Origin of the sequence: Oceanobacter sp. 5_MG-2023, from assembly GCF_030548165.1 — a bacterium.
Taxonomy (GTDB): Bacteria; Pseudomonadota; Gammaproteobacteria; order Pseudomonadales; family Oceanobacteraceae; genus Oceanobacter.
This window is the reverse complement of sequence record NZ_JAUORS010000018.1, coordinates 17436-35956: the sequence shown is the minus strand read 5'-3', so window position 1 is coordinate 35956 and position 18521 is coordinate 17436. Positions and strand designations below refer to the sequence as shown.

The following is an 18521-nucleotide window of genomic DNA, read 5'->3' as shown; positions in this document are numbered from 1 at the left end:
TATGGATGCTTACATCATCGACTGGTTACATCTGCTGATACGTTTTCTGCACGTGCTGACCGCCATCGCCTGGATTGGCGCATCGTTCTATTTTGTCTGGCTGGATAACTCGCTGGAAAATCCGCCGCAGTGGAAACTCGACAAAGGCATCAAGGGTGACCTGTGGGCGATTCATGGCGGTGGTTTTTACGAAGTCGCCAAGTATCGCAACGCTCCGGAAACCCTGCCCAAAACCCTGCACTGGTTCAAATGGGAAGCTTATTCCACCTGGATCACCGGCATGCTGCTGCTGATTGTGGTGTTCTACGTGGGTGCACAAAGTTATCTGATCGACAGCAACAAAGCCGACCTGAGCAGCTGGCAGGCCATTGGTATTGGCGTCAGTTCACTGCTGATCGGTTTTGCCATTTACGAAGTCGCCTGCCGTACTCCGCTGATCAAAAACGGGCTGATCTTTGGTCTGGTGATGCTGGTCTTGTTGACGGCAATGGCCTGGGCCTTGAGCCAGGTACTGGGGGATCGTGCGGCTTATATCCATGTCGGGGCATTGATCGGTACCTGTATGGCGGCCAACGTTTTTACCACCATCATGCCCTCACAACGGGCCATGGTAGCGGCGGCAGAGAAAGGGCAGTCGCCGGATCCGATATATGGCTACAAGGCCAAATTGCGCTCTACCCATAACAACTACGCCACTATTCCGGTGCTGTTTATCATGCTCAGCAACCACTTCCCGATGACCTATGGCCACGAATACGGCTGGTTGATCCTGGGAGGGCTGGCCCTGATGGGTGCCTGGGCCAGACACTTTTTCAACCTGCGCCATCACGGTGTGGTGAAACCGATGATTCTGGTGTCGGCCCTGGCTGGCTGTATGGTCATTGCCTGGGTAAGCAAGCCTTCTGAACAGAGTGTCAGTGCCGGAACCGGAGGGCCAGCGGTCACCGACGTACAGGCGTTAGGCATTGTCGGACAGCACTGTACCGCGTGTCATGCTGCCAACCCGAGCGATGATATTTTCAAGGTATCACCGGGAGGAGTGATGTTCGATAACCTCGACCAGATCAAGGCCATGAAAGACCGGATCCTGGCGCGGGCGGTGCATACCCACGATATGCCGTTTATGAACAAAAGCGGGATGACCGATGCCGAACGGGAAGTACTGGGACGCTGGCTGGAGCAGCAATAACGGGCTTGATCAGTCTGGTACAAACTGGCACAAACCGACACCTGTGCTTCGGCATGGGTGTCGTTGTTGCCTTGTTGTGCCTTTGTTTGTCGCCTCTGCAATGGCTCGCAACATTGAGCACTCTGTTCATTTTCCCGCTTGTTATGTTTAAAGTGACCGCCAATACCGTTCTTCAGCGAGCAAATGCCCCATAATGTTGTACTCATGGGTAAAAATTATAATATATGAGTATAAAAATCCTTCTGGTTGATGATCATCAAATGTTTGTGGACGGACTCAAGAGTGTCTTGATGGGTTCGGATCTGCAGGCCGATGTTGAGTCAGTGCACAATGGTCAGGATGCCCTTAAATACTTGCGCAAGGGGGATTACGATATTGCCCTGATTGATCTGCGCTTACCCATTATTGATGGCTTTGATCTGCTGCAAGCCCTGCGGGACCAGAGCAACCTGACCCCCGTTATTATTGTTTCCGCTTCCCGAGACCCGGCAGATATCCAGCGGGCCAAACAGCTGGGAGCAATGAGCTTTATTTCAAAATCCTCTTCGGGCAAAAAAATCATCGAAACCATCCAGGATGTGCTCGATGGCAAGCTGGTGTACTGCACCGAGATCGATGCCGAACAGGATCTGGCCTCGCTGTCGGATCAACAATGGGCCTCGCTGCACAACCTGACACCACGTCAACTCGAGGTCTTGCGACTGGTGTGCAAGGGGCTTTCCAATATCGAAATCGCTGCTCAATTGAGTCTGAGTGTGGCCACCATCAAAAGCCATATCAGCGCTATTTTTATGGCGCTGGGTGCCAAAAGCCGTTCCGAATCCATCAAGAAGGCTCAACAACTGGGCCTGGACTAGACATGTTTTTCCACACCCATCCCTTTGTCGATGATGCCGAAAACAACGACAACGCACCCAACATCAAAGTTGAAGCCGAAAAAATTCTGATCGTCCGGCGTAACACGCCGATGATTCTGATCGGCAACCTGTTCGGCAGCATGCCCTTGCTACTTATTTTCTGGGCCGACCGCCAGAGTAATTCACTACTGCTGTGGGAAAGCGCCCTGGTTGCGATCCTGGCGATTCGGCTGCTGCATTTTGGCTTGTACAAGCCGGACAAGGTCAATAGCAATAGCCAGAGACTGAGGAATTACGACCGTCAGCAAATGCTGCTGATCTTTCTGACAGGCTGTATCTGGGGTGCCGGGGGCTGGCATTTTTTTGATGGCACGGAGATCAAGAATGTCGCATTTCTGATTCTGACGTTTGTCAGCATGATTGCAGGCAGTCTGGTGTCGCTGTCATCGCGGCCAGTGTCTTACCGCTTGTTCGCCTCCCCTCTGATGCTGCCGTTATTGGGGCGCATGTTTCTGGAGGACGAATGGTTTTACGGCTGGATGGGGTTTGGCGGGATCGTTTACCTGCTGGCAACGTTCAGCTTCAGCAGCACTGTTCACCGGGTGATTGATCAGTCGATCCAGCTGAAATACGAAAACCTTGATCTGATCGAAGACCTGCAGCAGGAAACCGAGCGCGCCAATACCGCCAACCGCGAGAAGTCCCATTTTTTTGCCGCTGCCAGTCACGATTTGCGCCAGCCCCTGCAGGCGGTCAGTCTGTACAGTGAATCGCTGGCTGCTCTGGTTACTACCCCACAGCAGCAGCAAGGGCTGGCCAATATCCAGAAGGGGGTGGCTTCCTTGCATGAGTTGCTGGATGCCTTGTTTGACGTTTCCCGTTTTGATGCCGGGGTGGTGGCAGTCAATCCGGTGGTATTTTATCTCGATGAATTATTGGCAAGGATGGAACCCCAGTTCCAGCTTGAGGCGCAGATCCGGGGCCTGGCGTTCCAGATTGGTTGTCGCCATTGTGCCGTCAGGACCGATCCGGTTTTACTGGAGCGGGTATTAACCAACTTGCTGGTGAATGCGTTCCGTTATACCGAACAGGGCAAGGTCGATATCTATTGTACCCTTGGGCCAGAAGATCACTTGCAGTTACATGTCCGGGATACCGGCATCGGTATTACCGCCGAGAATTGCCGCCGCATTTTTGATGAATTTTTTCAGGTACACAATCAGGAGCGCGACCGGCATCAAGGCCTGGGGCTGGGGTTGGCGATTGTCCGGCGGATTCTGTTATTGCTGGAACTGCCAGTAAAGGTGCACTCGGTACTGGGTGCCGGGACGGAGTTTGTGGTAACGCTGCCGCTGGCGGAGTCGTTACCGGAAGACGCAGTGCTGGATCAGAACCGCGAATCCAGTGCTCTGAATCAGGATGTGTTCAAGGGGCTGGCGGTTATGGTGGTGGATAACGAGGCCGCCATTGTTAATGCCATGACCGATTTGCTGCAATCCTGGGGCAGTGACTGTTCCGGTTTTGTGACGACAGAGGATGCCCTGGCAGCCATCGAGCAGGGTTATCAGCCTGCGTTAATGCTGGTTGATTACCGGATGCCTGGGTCATACAGCGGTTGTGAGCTGGTACAGCGGGTTTGGCAAACCTTGCCCGGGGTTGCCGCACTGATTATCACTGGCGATACCAGTGAGGAAGTGGCCCAGGAGATTATCTGGCAACAGCTGGATTTTCTGCACAAGCCAATCAAACCGCCAAGGCTGAGAATCAAGGCATCCCGGGTGTTGGCACGGCATCAGGAACGGCTGGCCCAGCAGGAAGACTGACCTTGCCCAGTGTGGCTGTTCCCGGCTCGCTGACCCCGCAACCTGTCAGAATAATATGCGTCAGGGTATCGGTTGCGGCATCAAAGTCGGCCGGGGTGAGTTCGCTTTTACCCAGGGCCGAGGCGATCTGGATATGGAAATCAGCGTAGTGTTGGGTGCTGGACCAGAGTAAAAAGATCAGATGCGCCGGGTCGATATTGGCGCTTATTTTGCCGCGTCGTTGCCATTCCCGAAACACTTCCACCCTGGATTCAAACCATTCAGCATAGCCGTTGCTGAAATAATCTTCGAGATTGGGGCCGCCGCTGATGATCTCGGTGGCGAATATTCTGGACGCCAGTGGATACTGGTAGGAAAACTCGATTTTCTTGCGGATATAGTTTGGCAACGCTTCGGCCGGGTTATCGTCGGCATTCATGGTTTTGCTGAAGGTGCCATCCCAAAGATCGATGATGTCACTCAGGACCGCCAGATACAGGCCCAGTTTGTTTTTGAAATAATAGTGAATATTGGCCTTGGGTAGCTCGGCACGATTGGCTATTTCGCGCATGCTGGCGCCTTTGAAACCGAAAGCAGCAAATTCTTGCTCGGCGGCGGCGAGGATCATTTTCTCGTTACGCTGGCGGATGTCACCGGCGGTTTTTTCATGGCCGTGGGACGTAATATTTAAAGACATGAGATTATCTGATTCTATCGAAAGTGTCGGCATTGTAGCCTGAAATGCGGCAGAGCTGAAAAAGCCGCCCAGAGGCGGCCTTATCTTAACAGTCCATGTCGTCGATATCTTCGAATCAGGACACAGTGCCAGCGGTTTTCTCTGTTGCGGTTGTCATGGTGGCTTGCGCTGCAGCGGTGGTTTTCTCTTCCGGCAGCAGGGCGCTCATGATAATTGCGGCCAGACCACCTGTGGTGATGGCAGAACCAAAGATGCTCTGCACCAGTTTGGGCATTTCAGCCAGCAGGTTAGGTGTCATGATCACGCCCAGACCCATGCCAAACGAAACTGCCATGATCAGCATTTTGCGGCGATCCAGGTGTTCGGTGGCGAGAATCTTGACCCCTGCGGCAGCCACGGTGCCAAACATCACCAGCGTAGCGCCACCCAGTACCGGCTTGGGAATATTCTGCAGTACGCCCCCAATAATCGGGAACATACCCAGAATAAACAGTACCGCACCGATGTAATAACCAATGTAGCGACTGGCAACACCGGTCAGCTGGATCACGCCATTGTTCTGGCTGAAAGTGGTGTTGGGCATGCTGTTAAAAAGAGCTGCCAGCAAGGAGTTAATACCATCGGCCAGGACGCCGCCCTTGACTCGCTGGATGTAGCTCTCACCCTTGATAGGCTGATGCGACACAATGCAGTTGGCGGTCAGGTCGCCGGTGGATTCAATGGCGGTGATCAGATAAATCAGTGCGATAGGAGCAAACGCCGTCCAGTCGAATGAGAAGCCATATTTGAACGGTACCGGAATACTGAAAGCCGGCAGGCTGGCCAGGTTGTCGAAGCTGATTTTGCCCATAAATGCGGCGGCGACAAACCCGATAACCAGGCCGATTACAATAGACGACAAGCGAATCCAGCTGTTGGAAGAGCGGTTCAGCACAATAATACTCAGCAGCACCAGTCCACCCAATGCCAGGTTCGCCGGGCTACCGAAATCCGGTGATTTGAAGCCACCGGCCAAATCCGTCATGCCAACCTTGATCAGGCTGACACCAATGATGGTAATAACAATCCCCGTCACCAGCGGCGTAATCACCGACTTCAGCTTGTGCAAGAACTGGCTCAGGAAAATTTCAACAAAGGCACCAAGGAAACACACGCCAAAAATCAGCGACAGAATCTCTTCCGGGCCGCCGCCCTTGCCCTTGGCAATAAAACCGGCCGCCAGTACCGAGCTTAAAAACGCAAAACTGGTTCCCTGTACACAGATCATGCCCGCACCAATACCGAATGGGCGACGTGCCTGGATCACCGTGGCAACGCCGGACACCATCAGCGCCATACTGATCAGGTACGGAATATGTTCACCCAGCCCCAAAACACCACCGACAATCAGCGTTGGCGTGATAATACCGACAAAACTGGCCAGTACATGCTGGATGGCGGCGAAGCTGGATTCCAGAGCGCCAGGCCTGGCATCCAGTGGATACAGTAGATCATTGGATTGATGGTCGGACATGGTTATCTCCCTGAGGATGATTGCCGTCAGCCATTGGCAGAACCGGGCTGAAGGAGCAGATGTTGGTAAAGATGCATACTGTCGGAATACTTTGCTGACCAATCGGTCAAGTTGCTGAATAAAAAGCAAAAAACTGGCCAATCGGTCAGAATTGTGGGTAAAAATCATTTATTTCATTAAAAACAATCAGTTAGCAAAATATTGCCGCACCCGGCAAGAACCGCGTATCCGCAGACATACAGGCTGATCTTCCGCACTATGCCCTGAGAGAAGACACTGTCCCCAAAAGCGCACAGAAATGGGCTTTGGGCCGTGGTTTCATATGACCTCGCCGCTTTGGCTGGGGCCGCTGGCTGCGGTAATCTTGTAAGTACCAGGGCTTGCAGCATCGATGCCAGACATCTTGCCGGGCCTTTTTTTGTAACCTCCGGCCATGTCAGGTTTAGCCTGCTGACCCCAACGGAAGGACGACTATGACCACCTCTGCGGCAAACAACAGCTTGCGCGGCTATTACCCCGCCATTGCACCCTATGACAGCGGCATGCTCGACGTCGGTGATGGCCATCAGATTTATTGGGAGCGGGTGGGGACACCAGGGGCAAAACCGGCGGTGTTTCTGCATGGTGGGCCGGGTGGAGGCTGCAGTGATCACCATCGTCGGGTGTTTGATCCGGCCAAATACGACGTGCTGCTGTTCGACCAGCGTGGTTGCGGACGCTCCACCCCTCATGCGTGTCTGGAAGCCAATACTACCTGGCATCTGGTTGCTGATATCGAGCGGCTGCGAGCAACATTCGGCATTAAAACGTGGCAGGTGTTTGGTGGCAGCTGGGGATCGACCCTGGCACTGGCCTATGCTGAAACCCATCCTGAGCGGGTGTCTGAACTGGTATTACGCGGCATTTATACGCTGACTCAAGCCGAGCTGGATTGGTACTACCAGTATGGCGTGTCGGAAATGCACCCGGAAAAATTCGAGAAATTCCAGGCCCCCATTCCGGAAGCGGAACGCAGCAATATGATGCTGGCGTATCACCAGCGCCTGACCGGCGACAACGCCGCCGAAAAAATTGCCTGCGCCAAAGCCTGGAGCCAATGGGAAGGCGGCACCGTTACCCTGCGGCCCGACGCAGATTTGGTCGATGACTTCGGCGGCGACCAGTTTGCGCTGGCTTTTGCCCGCATTGAAAATCACTTCTTTAGCAACAAAGGCTGGCTGGACGACGGCCAGCTGCTGCGTGATGCCGACAAACTCCACGGCATTCCCGGCGTTATTGTCCATGGCCGCTTTGATATGCCATGCCCATTGAAATATGCCTGGCAGCTGGCGAAGGCCTGGCCGGAGGCGGAATTACACATTGTGGAAGCTGCCGGACATGCCATGACGGAACCCGGTATTCTGGATCAGCTGATTCAGGCCACGGACCGGTTTGCCGAATAGCAGAATACGGGCGGGCCTGCGCCGCCCGTAACACCATGATTAACTCCGTTATATATCGGGAGTAGCGGCTTAATGAGTAAATATGAAATCAGCACCGATGAAGGTGTATGGCAGCCTGGTGCAGAGGCTGGCGTATTAAAGAATCTTCGTGGCCTGACGCTTAAAGATGAAATTGGCAACAGAGCAATTGAAGAGAGACTTCCCTTTTGTTGTGTCTCCGGAAAACCCTAGTTATTTCAGTTGGCCAGCGTCAGGTCTGGAAAGCGGCGTTCACCCGATTTCAGTCTGGCTTCAATCTTGAAGCTACTTTCACCTGTCTCAATCGCGGTTGAACTGGCCACTGAACGACGTACAGCATCTTTGTTTAACGGTGGACGATTATCTTTGGATCGTTTTTTCATAATCAATCTCCTGATCATTTCAGGTATAGCTCAGCTGCTTCCCGGATGATATTGCATGCCTGGGAGCCAGCTGACAACGGATACAGGATAAACCTGAAGATGGCCACTTTGACGTCAGGAAAAGCACAATGAACAACAATAATCCCACCACGGCTAACCCGGAAGACTCTGGGGAAGAAACGCTGGTGTCAATCAGCGATGATTTCCACGCCTTTATTGCCGGTTTTAACAGCCTGACCATGGCGACGGTTAACGCCAGCGGCGAGCCGGAAACCAGTTATGCGCCGTTTATCCAGCAGGACGGCTGTTTTTACGTCTTTCTGTCCGAGTTGGCCAGCCACACCCGGAATCTGCAAGCCAACCCGAACGTCAGTCTGTTCTGGATCGAGCCGGAAGAGCGCGCCCGTAATATCTTTGCCCGTACCCGGGCCACGGTATATGCCTGTGCCGAGGTGGTGGAACAGGCTGATCGTGGGGATGCCGACCTTGCCTCCAGTGAGCGGAACATCATTCTGGATGCCATGGCGCAACATCTCGGCCCGACCTTGCAGGTGTTACGCGGATTGGGAGACTTCCATCTGTTCCGGCTGATGCCGCAGCATGGAAGTTATATCACTGGCTTTGCCAAGGCCTATCGACTGGAGGGCGAAGGATTACGGCAAGTGGTGCATCAGGGCAAGCCCCGTGTGGATAAACAAGGGTGATTGGGCAGGTTGGATCAGCACCGTGTTCCAGTGTTGGAAGACATCTGGTGCTGCTCCAGCTGTTTGTTTTACCCGGCTGGCTACTGGTTACCTGGCGCAAACACACAGCGGTTATGCAATTTCACCGCGGATATCGTCGGCAAAATAATGCAGGTCGCAGTTTTTCTCCTCGCCGCCACGGTCAATAATCAGAAATTGCTGATTTTCTTTTTCCACCAGTAATGGAAAGTGCCAGACCCCGCGATGAAAATTCACCCCCTGAGCCCCATTGGTTCTAAACAGCGTCAGGTTGTCGGGATGGGGTGGCTCTCCCGCAGGTGCCACCAGGACCAGAAACGGCGTTTGACACAGCGGAATAAAAGCCTGGCTGGAGAGTGGGTGGCGTTCCATCATATCCACTGCAATCGGTCGTGGTCGGGGCCGCGCCCGGAAGATACTCACCAACGGTTTGCCCTGTTGCTCGGTCAGATCGAGATCTGCGAGGTTATGAAAACGGTCGGCATACCCATCGTTAATAGCAAAATGGTCGCGATCGGCGGTTTCAATCACATCACCAAAGGCCTGGAAGGCTGCTCGGGTGAGGGGGATCGGCTCAAGTGTGACGGGCATGGCAATTCCTCTGGCTAGGGGCAGGTGAATACGTCAGCTGGTCTGGCTGGCAAATATCCGGTGCAGGTCTGGGGTGCTCAGATCGCGGCTTAACTGCAACTTGAGCTGAATATGTTCCATATGATGATTCATCAGCTGGATAGCCTCGGCAGTCTGACCGGACTCAATGGCATCTACTAATGACATATGTTCTTCGTATGAGCAATGGCGGTGCTGGTGTGGTGATTCGTAGGTGGCAATGATCAGAGAGGTTTGTGATACCAGGCGTGACAGGAATCCGGCCAGTGCCTGATTGTTGGCCATCTCGGCCAACAACAGGTGAAACTCCCCAGACAACCGCAGGCCGTTGCCTTTGTCGCCGGTTTCAAAGGCACGTTGTTCCCGTGCTATCAGCTTGCGCAGCTGTTTAATCCCTTTGCTTTTGGCCGGGGATGGCGGGATAGCCAACACCAGTTTCAAGACCGCTTCTTCGACCAGTTGGCGGGCCACCAGGGTGTCGTTAGCCTGTTCGGGGGTCGGGCTGGCAACGGTCGCCCCTTTGTTCGGAATCAGCTCAATCACGCCGTCTTGTGCCAGTCGGGCCAGGGCGCGGCGGATAATCGTGCGGCTGACGCTGAATACCTCGGCCAGTGCTGCTTCGTTCAGCTTGGTGCCAGGCAGCAAACGTTGTTCGAGGATGGCTTCAAAGATGGATTGGTAAATCCGGGCATCCTGTACCCCGCGGTGGCTGGTCTGAGGCTGTTGTTCGGTGATCATGAGGTGTTTTGAATTCCACTGCTGGCAAATCGCTGAGACTGGATACTAACATTTCAATAAATTGTATACAAAGATGATGGGTTATAAACCAGTTGTTGGCTTTTTTAGAGCAGTTTTTTGATTCTATAGTGTTTATTTACGGCTAATTAAGCTAGTCTTGATGAAAATATTGTATACAATGTTTTTGGTTATTGTGTTCAGTTTACACCTGTCGCAGCCACCGGCGGCGGCACTCAGGAGGCATCATGAATTCGGATTATCCCCGCGACCTGATCGGTTATGGCGACCAGCCACCCCATCCACAGTGGCCCAACAAGGCCCGCCTGGCGTTGTCGTTTGTGCTCAACTACGAAGAAGGTGGCGAGCGCTGTGTCTTGCATGGCGATAAAGAGTCCGAAGCCTTTCTGTCGGAAATGCCCGGTGCCCAGGCGTTAGCCGGGGTACGACACATGAGCATGGAATCGATCTATGAATACGGCAGCCGGGCTGGTGTCTGGCGGGTATTGAAACTGTTTGAACGGAATAATATTCCGCTGACGATTTTTGCCGTGGCGATGGCCGCTGAGCGTCACCCTGAAGTCATCAAGGCGATGGTGGCAGCCGGTCATGAGATTTGTAGCCATGGTTACCGCTGGATCGATTATCAGTACATGGACAAGACCGAAGAGGCCGAGCACCTGCAAAAAGCCATCGAGATTCTGACCAATATTACCGGCGAACGGCCGTTAGGCTGGTACACCGGGCGTACCGGCCCCAACAGCCGCGACGTCGTGATGGAAGAAGGTGGCTTTCTGTACGACTCCGACGCGTACGACGACGACCTGCCGTATTGGGTCGATGGCCCGGAAAAACCGCATCTGGTGATTCCTTATACCCTCGACAGTAACGATATGCGGTTTGCCACTCCACAAGGATTTAACTGCGGAGAGCAGTTTTATCAGTACCTGAAAGACAGCTTTGATGTGCTGTACGCCGAAGGCGAAAGCGCCCCCAAAATGCTGTCGATCGGATTGCACTGCCGCCTGATTGGCCGACCTGGCCGATTGGCATCGCTGCAGCGTTTTATTGAATACGCCAGCAGCCACGAAGACGTCTGGTTCTGCCGTCGGGTCGATATCGCCCGGCATTGGCATGAACACTTCCCTCCCCATTCCAAGTAGGCCCCAACAGCATGAATACAGAACAACTGCGTCAATACGTTAACCTCGCCAGCGCCCGCCTGGGTGCCAAAGTAATCGCCGTGACCGACGATTGGTTTGCCGCCGCCGATCGGATGCTGAACCCGGAAGAGCCGGTCTGGCAGGAAGGTGTCTATGACGACAACGGCAAATGGATGGACGGCTGGGAGTCACGCCGTAAACGCGGGCCGGGTTATGACCATGCGGTTGTGCGCCTGGGGGTGGCGGGCGTGATCAAGGCGGTGGATATCGATACCCGTTACTTTACCGGCAACTATCCGCCGTCGGCGTCTTTGGAGGGTTGTTTTTGTCCCGAAGGGGACCCGAATAACGATACGGTCTGGCAAGAGGTGTTGCCGTCGGTGTCATTGCAGGGCAACAGCCAGCATGTGCACCCGATTGCGTCCGACCAACCCTGGACGCATTTGCGCCTGAATATCTTTCCTGATGGTGGTGTGGCGCGTTTGAAGGTTTACGGTGTGCCGTACCGGGACTGGTCGACCCAGTCTGCGGATGAATCGATCGATCTTGCTGCGGCTCTTAACGGAGGGCGGGCGCTGGCGTGTAATGACCAGCACTTTGGCCATATGAGCAATCTGATTGCACCGGGTCGTGGTATCAATATGGGGGATGGCTGGGAAACGGCCCGTCGCCGTACTCCGGGTTTTGACTGGGTGATTCTGGCCCTGGGCCACAAGGGCACAATCGAGGAATTGATCATCGATACCCTGCACTTCAAGGGTAACTACCCGGATAGCTGCTCGATTCAGGCTGCCTGTGTCACCGGTGGTTCTGATGACCAGATCGAAGCACAAAGCCTGTACTGGCAGGAGCTGTTGCCATCGCAGAAATTGCAGATGAACCAGGAACATACGTTCAAGGAACAGTTGCAGGGGCTGGGAGCCGTGACACATATCCGGGTCAATATCTTCCCGGATGGTGGCATCAGCCGCGTGCGGGCATTCGGTAAAATCAGTCAGTAATAACGTCGTCAATCCCGCCCGCAAGACGTATCCACCCGGATAACTGCTCCGGGCGGATACGGGCGGACGGACTCAGCTTTCTTCCGCTCGATAGGCGTAGGTGCTGTTGAAGCAATAAATCATCCAGTCTCCGGCAGAAATCGGCTCGTATTTGGGCGTTTCGCCTTCGCTGCAGCAGTTTGGCAGGCAGCTGACGTCGGTATCAAAATCCGGTTCAACAAAAAACGGCATGGAATAACGCTCGGCTCCGGATGGACTGTATACCCGGTGTGGCGTCGATTTGTAACGGTCGTTACTCCAGCGCGCCATCATATTGCCGATGTTGATCACAAAGGTATCTGCAATCGGTGGGGCATCAACCCAGTGGCCGTTGACGTCCTGTACCTGTAAGCCGCCAATCTCATCTTGCCAAAGAATGGTAATACAGCCGTAGTCGCTGTGGGCACCTGCGCCCATGGCTGCTTGTGCTGTTGTGTCTGGCCGTTCAGGGTAGTGTAAAAAACGCAGCACGCTGAGCGGGTGGTCGAACTTGTCGTCGAAAAACGTTTCATCCAGCTCCAGTGCGATGGCGAGGGCACTGAGAATATTTTTGCCCAGCGCCAGCATATCCCAGTAATGAGCTTCCATTTTGGCCTGAAAACCTTCAATGGCATCCGGGTATTGGTTGGGGCCATACAAGGGGCGTTCCGGGCCGATCAGAGGATGATCGGCGGGCAGGTTGAGGCCCATATCAAAGGATTCTTTCCAGTCGCCGGGATGGCTTGGATCAAGCTGTTCGGCGGCGGTTTCGCCATAACCACGGTGGTTGGCGGACAAGCGAATATTGATCTTGAGTTTTTCTGCGGCGGGGAGAGCGAAGAATTCTTCCGCCAGTTGGCGCATGTCAGCCATACGTTCACGGCTGATGGGGTGGCCGGTGATATAGAAAAAACCGCTGTGCTGGCAGGCATGGTCGATGGCGTTGGCAACCTGTACCTTGCCGTCATGGTCTTGCTGGTACAGAGGGGAGATATCAATCAGGGGAATATTCATAAGCGGAGATCCAATAAAAAAACCTGTCCGCCTCTTGTCTGGTGATAAGAGAGGACAGGTAATACCAGCTAACCGAGCGGTATTCTTTGCGGTTGGGCCCGACCGGCCATCATGGTGAAGGTGTCATGATGGCCGTTACCCGGTGTATTACTTCGGAATGTCGGCTTTGATGCCTTCAACATACCAGTTCATTTTTTCCAGATCGGCGAAGGTCATTTTGGTACCAGCCGGTACTTTCAATTCGCCCTTGTTGTCTTTCAGAGGGCCAGTGAAAGGATAAACACTGCCATCCTTGATGCCTGCGATCAGTTCTTCAGCATGAGTGACGACATCGGCAGGAATGCTTTTGTTGAAGCCAGGTACCACAATCGCGCCTTCTTTCATGCCTTCGACGTGGGCAGAAGCTGTCCAGGTGCCATCCATAACGGCTTTAACGGTATTGATGTAGTGCGGGCCCCATTCGTCAACGACCGACATCAGGTGAGCCTTAGGTCCAAACGAGGACATATCGGATGCCTGGCCAACGGCGTATTTGCCGCGACGTTCAGCAGCCTGCATGGCGGCAGGTGAATCGGTGTGCTGCAGAATGACATCCACACCCTGGTCCATCATGGCGTTGGCAGCATCCGCTTCTTTACCCGGATCGAACCAGCTGTTGACCCAGATGATTTTCAACTCAGCTTCCGGGTTGTATTTGCTCAGTGCGAGTTGCACGGTGTTGATATCACGGATGACTTCCGGAATCGGGAACGAGGCAATGTAGCCGACCTTGTTGGACTTGGTGACCTGGGATGCCACGTAGCCAGCAATGTAACGGCCTTCGTAAGTGGTGGAAACGTAAGTGCCCATGTTTTTGGACGTTTTGTAACCGGTAGCGTGTTCAAACTTTACTTTGGGAAATTGTTTGGCGACTTTGAGGGTCGGGTTCATAAAGCCGAACGAGGTGGTGAAGATCAGGTCATGGCCGGTTTTGGCGAGGTTGCGAATCACACGCTCGGCGTCCGCACCTTCGGCTACGTTTTCAACGTAAGTGGTTTCAACCTTGTCACCATAATACTCTTCAACCGACAGGCGGCCCTGATCGTGCTGATAAGACCAGCCGTGGTCGCCGATTGGGCCGACATACACAAAACCAACCTTAAACGGATCAGCTGCCATCGCGGCGGGAATAGAAAGAGCAGCCATCAGGGTTCCGGCGGCCAGACCGCTGATCAGCTTGTGAAATTGACGTCGTTTCATCCGTCCTTCTCCTGTAGTGGCAAGTGACATTGCCGGTTTAAAAAAATTGACCGTTTGGACAGTATTTTAGATAAGCAAAATTCTGACCAACTGAGAGAGATAACCCGGTTTTATTTTATTCCCCGGTATTATGGGCGTTTGAGTGTGGAATATCAGGTCGTTCGGGATGCAAAAGCGCCAGGGTGGAACCGGGTTCGGTCGAGCATGCTTGGCAGTGGTGCATGGGGTTATTGATCAGGCACTCAAATGTAGCAGAGACGATCCGAGGGTGGGAAGAGGCAGGGAATAATCAGGCAAGAGGCAGGCAAGAGACAGGAAAGCGGGATGGGCTGGCGATCCCCGCTAATCCATATCGGGCCAGAGGGCCGGATTGGCGGGGATACGTACGGTGGGGCGTTACTTCAGTTTGATGGTGAAGTGCTTCTTGATCGGCTCAATGATTTTCCAATGGCCTTTGAAATTGGCCTCCAGAGTCACGGCATCACCAGCGCCGATTTCAACCGCTTCACCGCCATCCGGGGTGATGATGGCCTTGCCTTCAATGACGTGGATAAATTCCCAGCCAGCGTATTCAGCGTAATAGGTGCCCGGGGTGGCTTCCCACCAACCGGCGATCATGGATTCATCCGGGGAGGTGTATTCAATCCAGGTTTTCATGGTGGGATTGCCTTCGACCTTGGACCAACCGGCCAGGTCGTCGGTGATTACCTCAACGGAAGGTGCAGGAATCTTGGTAACAGTCATGGTATGGGCCTCGATGGAATCTGACAAAGATGCGCATGGCGCGCAGGGATAGAACAAACGGCTTGGGCAAATCCTCTCTGCCACCGTGGTGCCAGAGAGGGCAAGCTGAGGAATTATTCCCCAGCGGCGCGCTTGATTTCTTCGGGCTTGGGTTCGTCGTTGAGGTAAGCCTCAAGGGAGTCGTCCAGGGCATACAACCACGGCGTGTGGTGAGCCGGAGACGGCGTGCCGGTCATTACTGACGGGAAGGAATAATCACGGAAGGTCATGATGTCTTGCTTCTTGTGTTTCTTCCAGATCAGGAACGTCTCGTTCACCGCCGGAATATCAAAGCTCGGGTAATCGGTATCGTCGATCAGATCCTGAATATAGGCACCCTGGAACTCGTAGTTTTCCTTGTCGGTTTCCAGCTTGAGCTCGTTTTCACGCCACTGGGCACTGTGTGCTTCCATCTCTGCTTTCGATGGTAAAGGAATACGGCCCATGATGACGTCACGGGTGTACCAGGCCTGGGCATCAAACATATTGAAGCTGTACCACTGGTCTTGCATGCCGAGGTAGAACAACTTGGTGTTTTCTTCCCAGACGACGCCTTTGTAGAGACCCAGAGGCCACAGGCGGTTGTTGGTTTTCAGGCGCAGCTCTTCTGGCAGGAACGGGAACGAGTGCAGGTAACCGGTACACAGAATAATGGCATCGACCTGTTTGCTGCTGCCATCAGAAAAGAACACGGTGTTGCCTTCAACGTGGGTCATGGCCGGTTTTTCTTCCCAGTTGGCTGGCCATTTGTAACCCATCGGCGCACTGCGGTAGCAGGAAGTAATAGAGCGAGCGCCGTATTTGTAACACTGGGAACCGATGTCTTCAGCAGAGTAGCTGGAGCCAACAACAAGGATGTCCTTGTCTTTGAATTCCAGTGCATCACGGAAGTCATGAGCGTGCAGAATACGGCCGCCAAAACTTTCGAAGCCTGGGTATTCCGGTACAAATGGGGTTGAGAAGTGACCGCTGGCCACTACCACAAAGTCAAAAACTTCTTCGTATACGGTGTCGTTATTGTGGTCGTGAACCGAGACAGTGAAGTTGTCGTCGGCTTTGTTGTATTCAATATGACGAACCGGGGAGTTGAAACGGATGTACTTGCGGACATCGGCTTTTTCCACTCGACCCTTGATGTAGTCCCACAGCACTTCACGTGGTGGGTAGGAGGCAATGGGTTTGCCAAAGTGTTCATCAAAGCTGTAGTCGGCAAATTCCAGTGCTTCTTTCGGGCCATTGGACCACAGATAGCGGTACATGGAGCTGGGCACGGGTTCGCCGTTCTCATCCAGACCGGTGCGCCAGGTGTAGTTCCACTGGCCGCCCCAGTCGGATTGTTTTTCGAAACAAACCAGTTCAGGAATGTCGGCACCTTTGGACTGGGCGGACTGAAAGGCTCGGAGTTGGGCCAGGCCGCTTGGGCCAGCGCCAATAATCGCAACGCGTTGAGTCATGTCTTTTCTCCTGCTACAGAAAAATTATTGTGGGGAAAAATTTATGACGATTGATGCATCAGGGGTATTCCCCCGTGAGGGTACGCAAAAGGGGTTAGGTCAGGGTTAGGTTGGGGTAAGTGACGGGCAAAAGTCGCCGTTTTGCTGTTGTAGTTGCTGATGATATTGCTTTAGTATTTTGAGCGTATTGTCATTAACAGGACGTTCAGGGTAGCAGACTGACCGTGCCAGGTAACGTCTGCAGCGGCAATACGGGTAGCCGCAGACATGACAATGGATTTGAAGAGGTATGTTGTATGAGCGATAAAATGAGTGAACCGGCACTGTATGCGTTCAAGATAGCCTTTACCTATATGCCAAAAGCCATAGAGGTTACAAAGTATGAATACGGCGATCGCTACCAGATAGTGCTGGATCAAATCGCGGCTGTCAGGGAGATATTGCTGGAAAACGGAGTGGATCCAGACGAAGTGGATGGGGAAATCAATCCGGACTCTGCGCCTAATTCAAGTTATTAAGCATTACCCGCCCACTGCCGCTGAATGGGCGGCAGTGGTTTGGAGTCGCTAGATCCCCAGTTTGTCTCGCATGTCGTAATAAAAGGCACCCATGGCGGTGTAAGGAATGCGCATCAGACGGCCGCCCGGGAACGGGTATTGCGGCAAGCTGGCCATCACATCAAAACGTTCTGCCTGACCCTGAATCGCACTGGCGATCAATTCTCCGGCAAGGTGTGTCGAGGTAACGCCATGGCCGCTGTAGCCTTGAGCGTAGTAGACATTGTCGCCAATTCGACCAAATTGCGGCAGCCGCATCAGCGTCAACAGGAAGTTACCGGTCCAGGCATAGTCAATCTTGACGTCTTTCAGCATCGGAAAGGTTTTCAGCATTTTGGGGCGAATCAACGCTTCCACCTTGTCAGGCTCCCGCGCGCCATAGGTGACACCACCGCCATAAATCAGTCGGCCATCACCACTGAGGCGGAAATAATCCAGCAGATAATTGCAGTCTTCAACACAGTGATCCCCCGGCAACAGCTGACGCTGCAACGCCGGACTGAGTGGTGCTGTGGTAATCACCTGGGTGCCACAGGGCATGGCTTTTTGTTGCAGCTTCGGCAGCAGGCCATTGAGATAGGCATTGCCTGCCACCATCACAAAATTGGCCGTTACCTGCCCTCGTGCGGTTTTGACCACCGCCGGGTTGCCTTGCTGGACATCAATCACTGGCGAGTCTTCAAAGAGCCGGCCCCCCATTGATTCAATCGCCGCCGCCTCACCCAGCGCCAGATTCAGCGGATGAATATGGCCACCACTATGATCCAGCAAGGCCCCGGTGTAGCGCTCGGTACCAACATATTCCTGCACCTGGTGCGCATCGAGCATCTCCATCTGTTGATGACCGTGCTGCTCCCAGAGGGCTTTTTTGGCTTCCAGTTCGCGCAGTTGTTTCGGGTTGCAGGCCGCAAAAATACCGCCGTCCTTGAGATCACACTGAATATCGTACTGCTTGACCAGACGGCGAATAATCTGCCCACCCTCAAACGCCATCTTGCCCATGGCATTGGCCGTTTTCTGGCCGTAATGCTGGGCAATAAAATCCATGTCGCGGCTATAGCTGTGAACAATCTGGCCGCCGTTACGACCGGAGGCCCCAAAGCCGATACGGCTGGCTTCCAGAACCACAACGGAAAAGCCGCGCTCAGCCAGATGTAACGCTGTCGACAGGCCGGTGTAACCCGCACCAATGACGCAGACATCAGCGGTGATATGGTCATGCAGGGCTGGACGTTGCGGCTGTGGATTGGCCGAGGCAGCATAATATGAAGAAGGATAGGTGGCTGTCATCGTAGGTCTCTCTGGGGCGGATTGAGGGGCTGGCC

General features: G+C 53.7%; 19 protein-coding genes. 9 read left to right on the top strand and 10 right to left on the bottom strand.

Going from position 1 to position 18521, the window contains the following annotated elements:
• Position 1: 1 nt before the first annotated feature.
• The 3 genes from Q4551_RS12365 (at position 2) to Q4551_RS12355 (ending at position 3869) form a co-directional block, all read left to right on the top strand.
• Positions 2-1189 carry a urate hydroxylase PuuD gene (locus Q4551_RS12365; RefSeq protein WP_303434151.1) on the top strand — a complete coding sequence of 396 codons (1188 nt, stop codon included), beginning with the start codon at positions 2-4 and terminating at the stop codon, positions 1187-1189.
• Between the two features lie 224 nt (positions 1190-1413).
• On the top strand, positions 1414-2046 hold the full coding sequence (locus tag Q4551_RS12360) for a response regulator transcription factor (protein ID WP_303434150.1): 633 nt from the start codon (positions 1414-1416) through the stop codon (positions 2044-2046).
• A gap of 2 nt (positions 2047-2048) precedes the next feature.
• Positions 2049-3869, top strand: coding sequence for a hybrid sensor histidine kinase/response regulator (locus Q4551_RS12355; protein ID WP_303434149.1), 1821 nt, complete (start codon positions 2049-2051; stop codon positions 3867-3869).
• Here the strand turns inward: Q4551_RS12355 and Q4551_RS12350 are convergent.
• Complete coding sequence (locus Q4551_RS12350) at positions 3811-4545, bottom strand: TetR/AcrR family transcriptional regulator (protein WP_303434148.1); 735 nt, start codon at positions 4543-4545, stop codon at positions 3811-3813. The two genes, Q4551_RS12355 and Q4551_RS12350, sit on opposite strands and share 59 nt — an antisense overlap.
• A 115-nt stretch (positions 4546-4660) precedes the next feature.
• Positions 4661-6058: a uracil-xanthine permease family protein gene (locus Q4551_RS12345; RefSeq protein WP_303434147.1), complete on the bottom strand. Its 1398-nt coding sequence runs from the start codon at positions 6056-6058 to the stop codon at positions 4661-4663.
• Between the two features lie 473 nt (positions 6059-6531).
• Between Q4551_RS12345 and pip the strand changes: the two genes are divergently transcribed.
• Together pip and Q4551_RS12335 are read left to right on the top strand one after the other, a co-directional pair.
• Complete coding sequence (pip, locus tag Q4551_RS12340; protein WP_303434146.1) at positions 6532-7500, top strand: prolyl aminopeptidase; 969 nt, start codon at positions 6532-6534, stop codon at positions 7498-7500.
• Positions 7501-7572: 72 nt separating this feature from the next.
• Entirely contained in the window at positions 7573-7731 is a 159-nt protein-coding gene (locus Q4551_RS12335) for a hypothetical protein (protein ID WP_303434145.1), read from the top strand.
• A gap of 5 nt (positions 7732-7736) precedes the next feature.
• On the opposite strand, the gene Q4551_RS12330 is transcribed toward Q4551_RS12335, so the two are convergent.
• The gene (locus tag Q4551_RS12330) at positions 7737-7901 is read right to left on the bottom strand and encodes a hypothetical protein (RefSeq protein ID WP_303434144.1); all 165 of its coding nucleotides are present in this window, start codon (positions 7899-7901) and stop codon (positions 7737-7739) included.
• 128 nt (positions 7902-8029) lie between these two features.
• On the opposite strand from Q4551_RS12330, the gene Q4551_RS12325 reads away from it, so the two are divergent.
• Positions 8030-8605 carry a HugZ family protein gene (locus Q4551_RS12325; protein ID WP_303434143.1) on the top strand — a complete coding sequence of 192 codons (576 nt, stop codon included), beginning with the start codon at positions 8030-8032 and terminating at the stop codon, positions 8603-8605.
• 111 nt (positions 8606-8716) lie between these two features.
• On the opposite strand, the gene Q4551_RS12320 is transcribed toward Q4551_RS12325, so the two are convergent.
• Positions 8717-9214, bottom strand: a complete 498-nt coding sequence (locus Q4551_RS12320; protein ID WP_303434142.1) for an ureidoglycolate lyase — start codon at positions 9212-9214, stop codon at positions 8717-8719.
• 33 nt (positions 9215-9247) lie between these two features.
• Positions 9248-9970, bottom strand: coding sequence for a GntR family transcriptional regulator (locus Q4551_RS12315; RefSeq protein WP_303434141.1), 723 nt, complete (start codon positions 9968-9970; stop codon positions 9248-9250).
• 245 nt (positions 9971-10215) lie between these two features.
• On the opposite strand from Q4551_RS12315, the gene puuE reads away from it, so the two are divergent.
• Positions 10216-11130 carry an allantoinase PuuE gene (gene puuE, locus Q4551_RS12310; RefSeq protein ID WP_303434140.1) on the top strand — a complete coding sequence of 305 codons (915 nt, stop codon included), beginning with the start codon at positions 10216-10218 and terminating at the stop codon, positions 11128-11130.
• 11 nt (positions 11131-11141) lie between these two features.
• The gene (gene alc, locus Q4551_RS12305; RefSeq protein ID WP_303434139.1) at positions 11142-12131 is read left to right on the top strand and encodes an allantoicase; all 990 of its coding nucleotides are present in this window, start codon (positions 11142-11144) and stop codon (positions 12129-12131) included.
• A gap of 72 nt (positions 12132-12203) precedes the next feature.
• Here the strand turns inward: alc and Q4551_RS12300 are convergent, their stop codons facing one another.
• The 4 genes from Q4551_RS12300 to Q4551_RS12285 form a co-directional block, all read right to left on the bottom strand.
• On the bottom strand, positions 12204-13163 hold the full coding sequence (locus Q4551_RS12300; RefSeq protein WP_303434138.1) for an isopenicillin N synthase family oxygenase: 960 nt from the start codon (positions 13161-13163) through the stop codon (positions 12204-12206).
• A 147-nt stretch (positions 13164-13310) separates the two neighbouring features.
• Entirely contained in the window at positions 13311-14348 is a 1038-nt protein-coding gene (locus Q4551_RS12295) for a BMP family ABC transporter substrate-binding protein (RefSeq protein WP_303434194.1), read from the bottom strand.
• A gap of 450 nt (positions 14349-14798) precedes the next feature.
• A complete protein-coding gene (locus Q4551_RS12290) occupies positions 14799-15146 on the bottom strand; it encodes a cupin domain-containing protein (protein WP_303434137.1) in 348 nt (115 codons plus the stop codon).
• Positions 15147-15259: 113 nt separating this feature from the next.
• On the bottom strand, positions 15260-16639 hold the full coding sequence (locus Q4551_RS12285) for an NAD(P)-binding domain-containing protein (protein WP_303434136.1): 1380 nt from the start codon (positions 16637-16639) through the stop codon (positions 15260-15262).
• Between the two features lie 296 nt (positions 16640-16935).
• On the opposite strand from Q4551_RS12285, the gene Q4551_RS12280 reads away from it, so the two are divergent.
• Entirely contained in the window at positions 16936-17157 is a 222-nt protein-coding gene (locus Q4551_RS12280; RefSeq protein ID WP_303434135.1) for a hypothetical protein, read from the top strand.
• 48 nt (positions 17158-17205) lie between these two features.
• On the opposite strand, the gene Q4551_RS12275 is transcribed toward Q4551_RS12280, so the two are convergent.
• Positions 17206-18486, bottom strand: a complete 1281-nt coding sequence (locus tag Q4551_RS12275) for an FAD-binding oxidoreductase (RefSeq protein WP_303434134.1) — start codon at positions 18484-18486, stop codon at positions 17206-17208.
• Positions 18487-18521 lie beyond the last annotated feature (35 nt).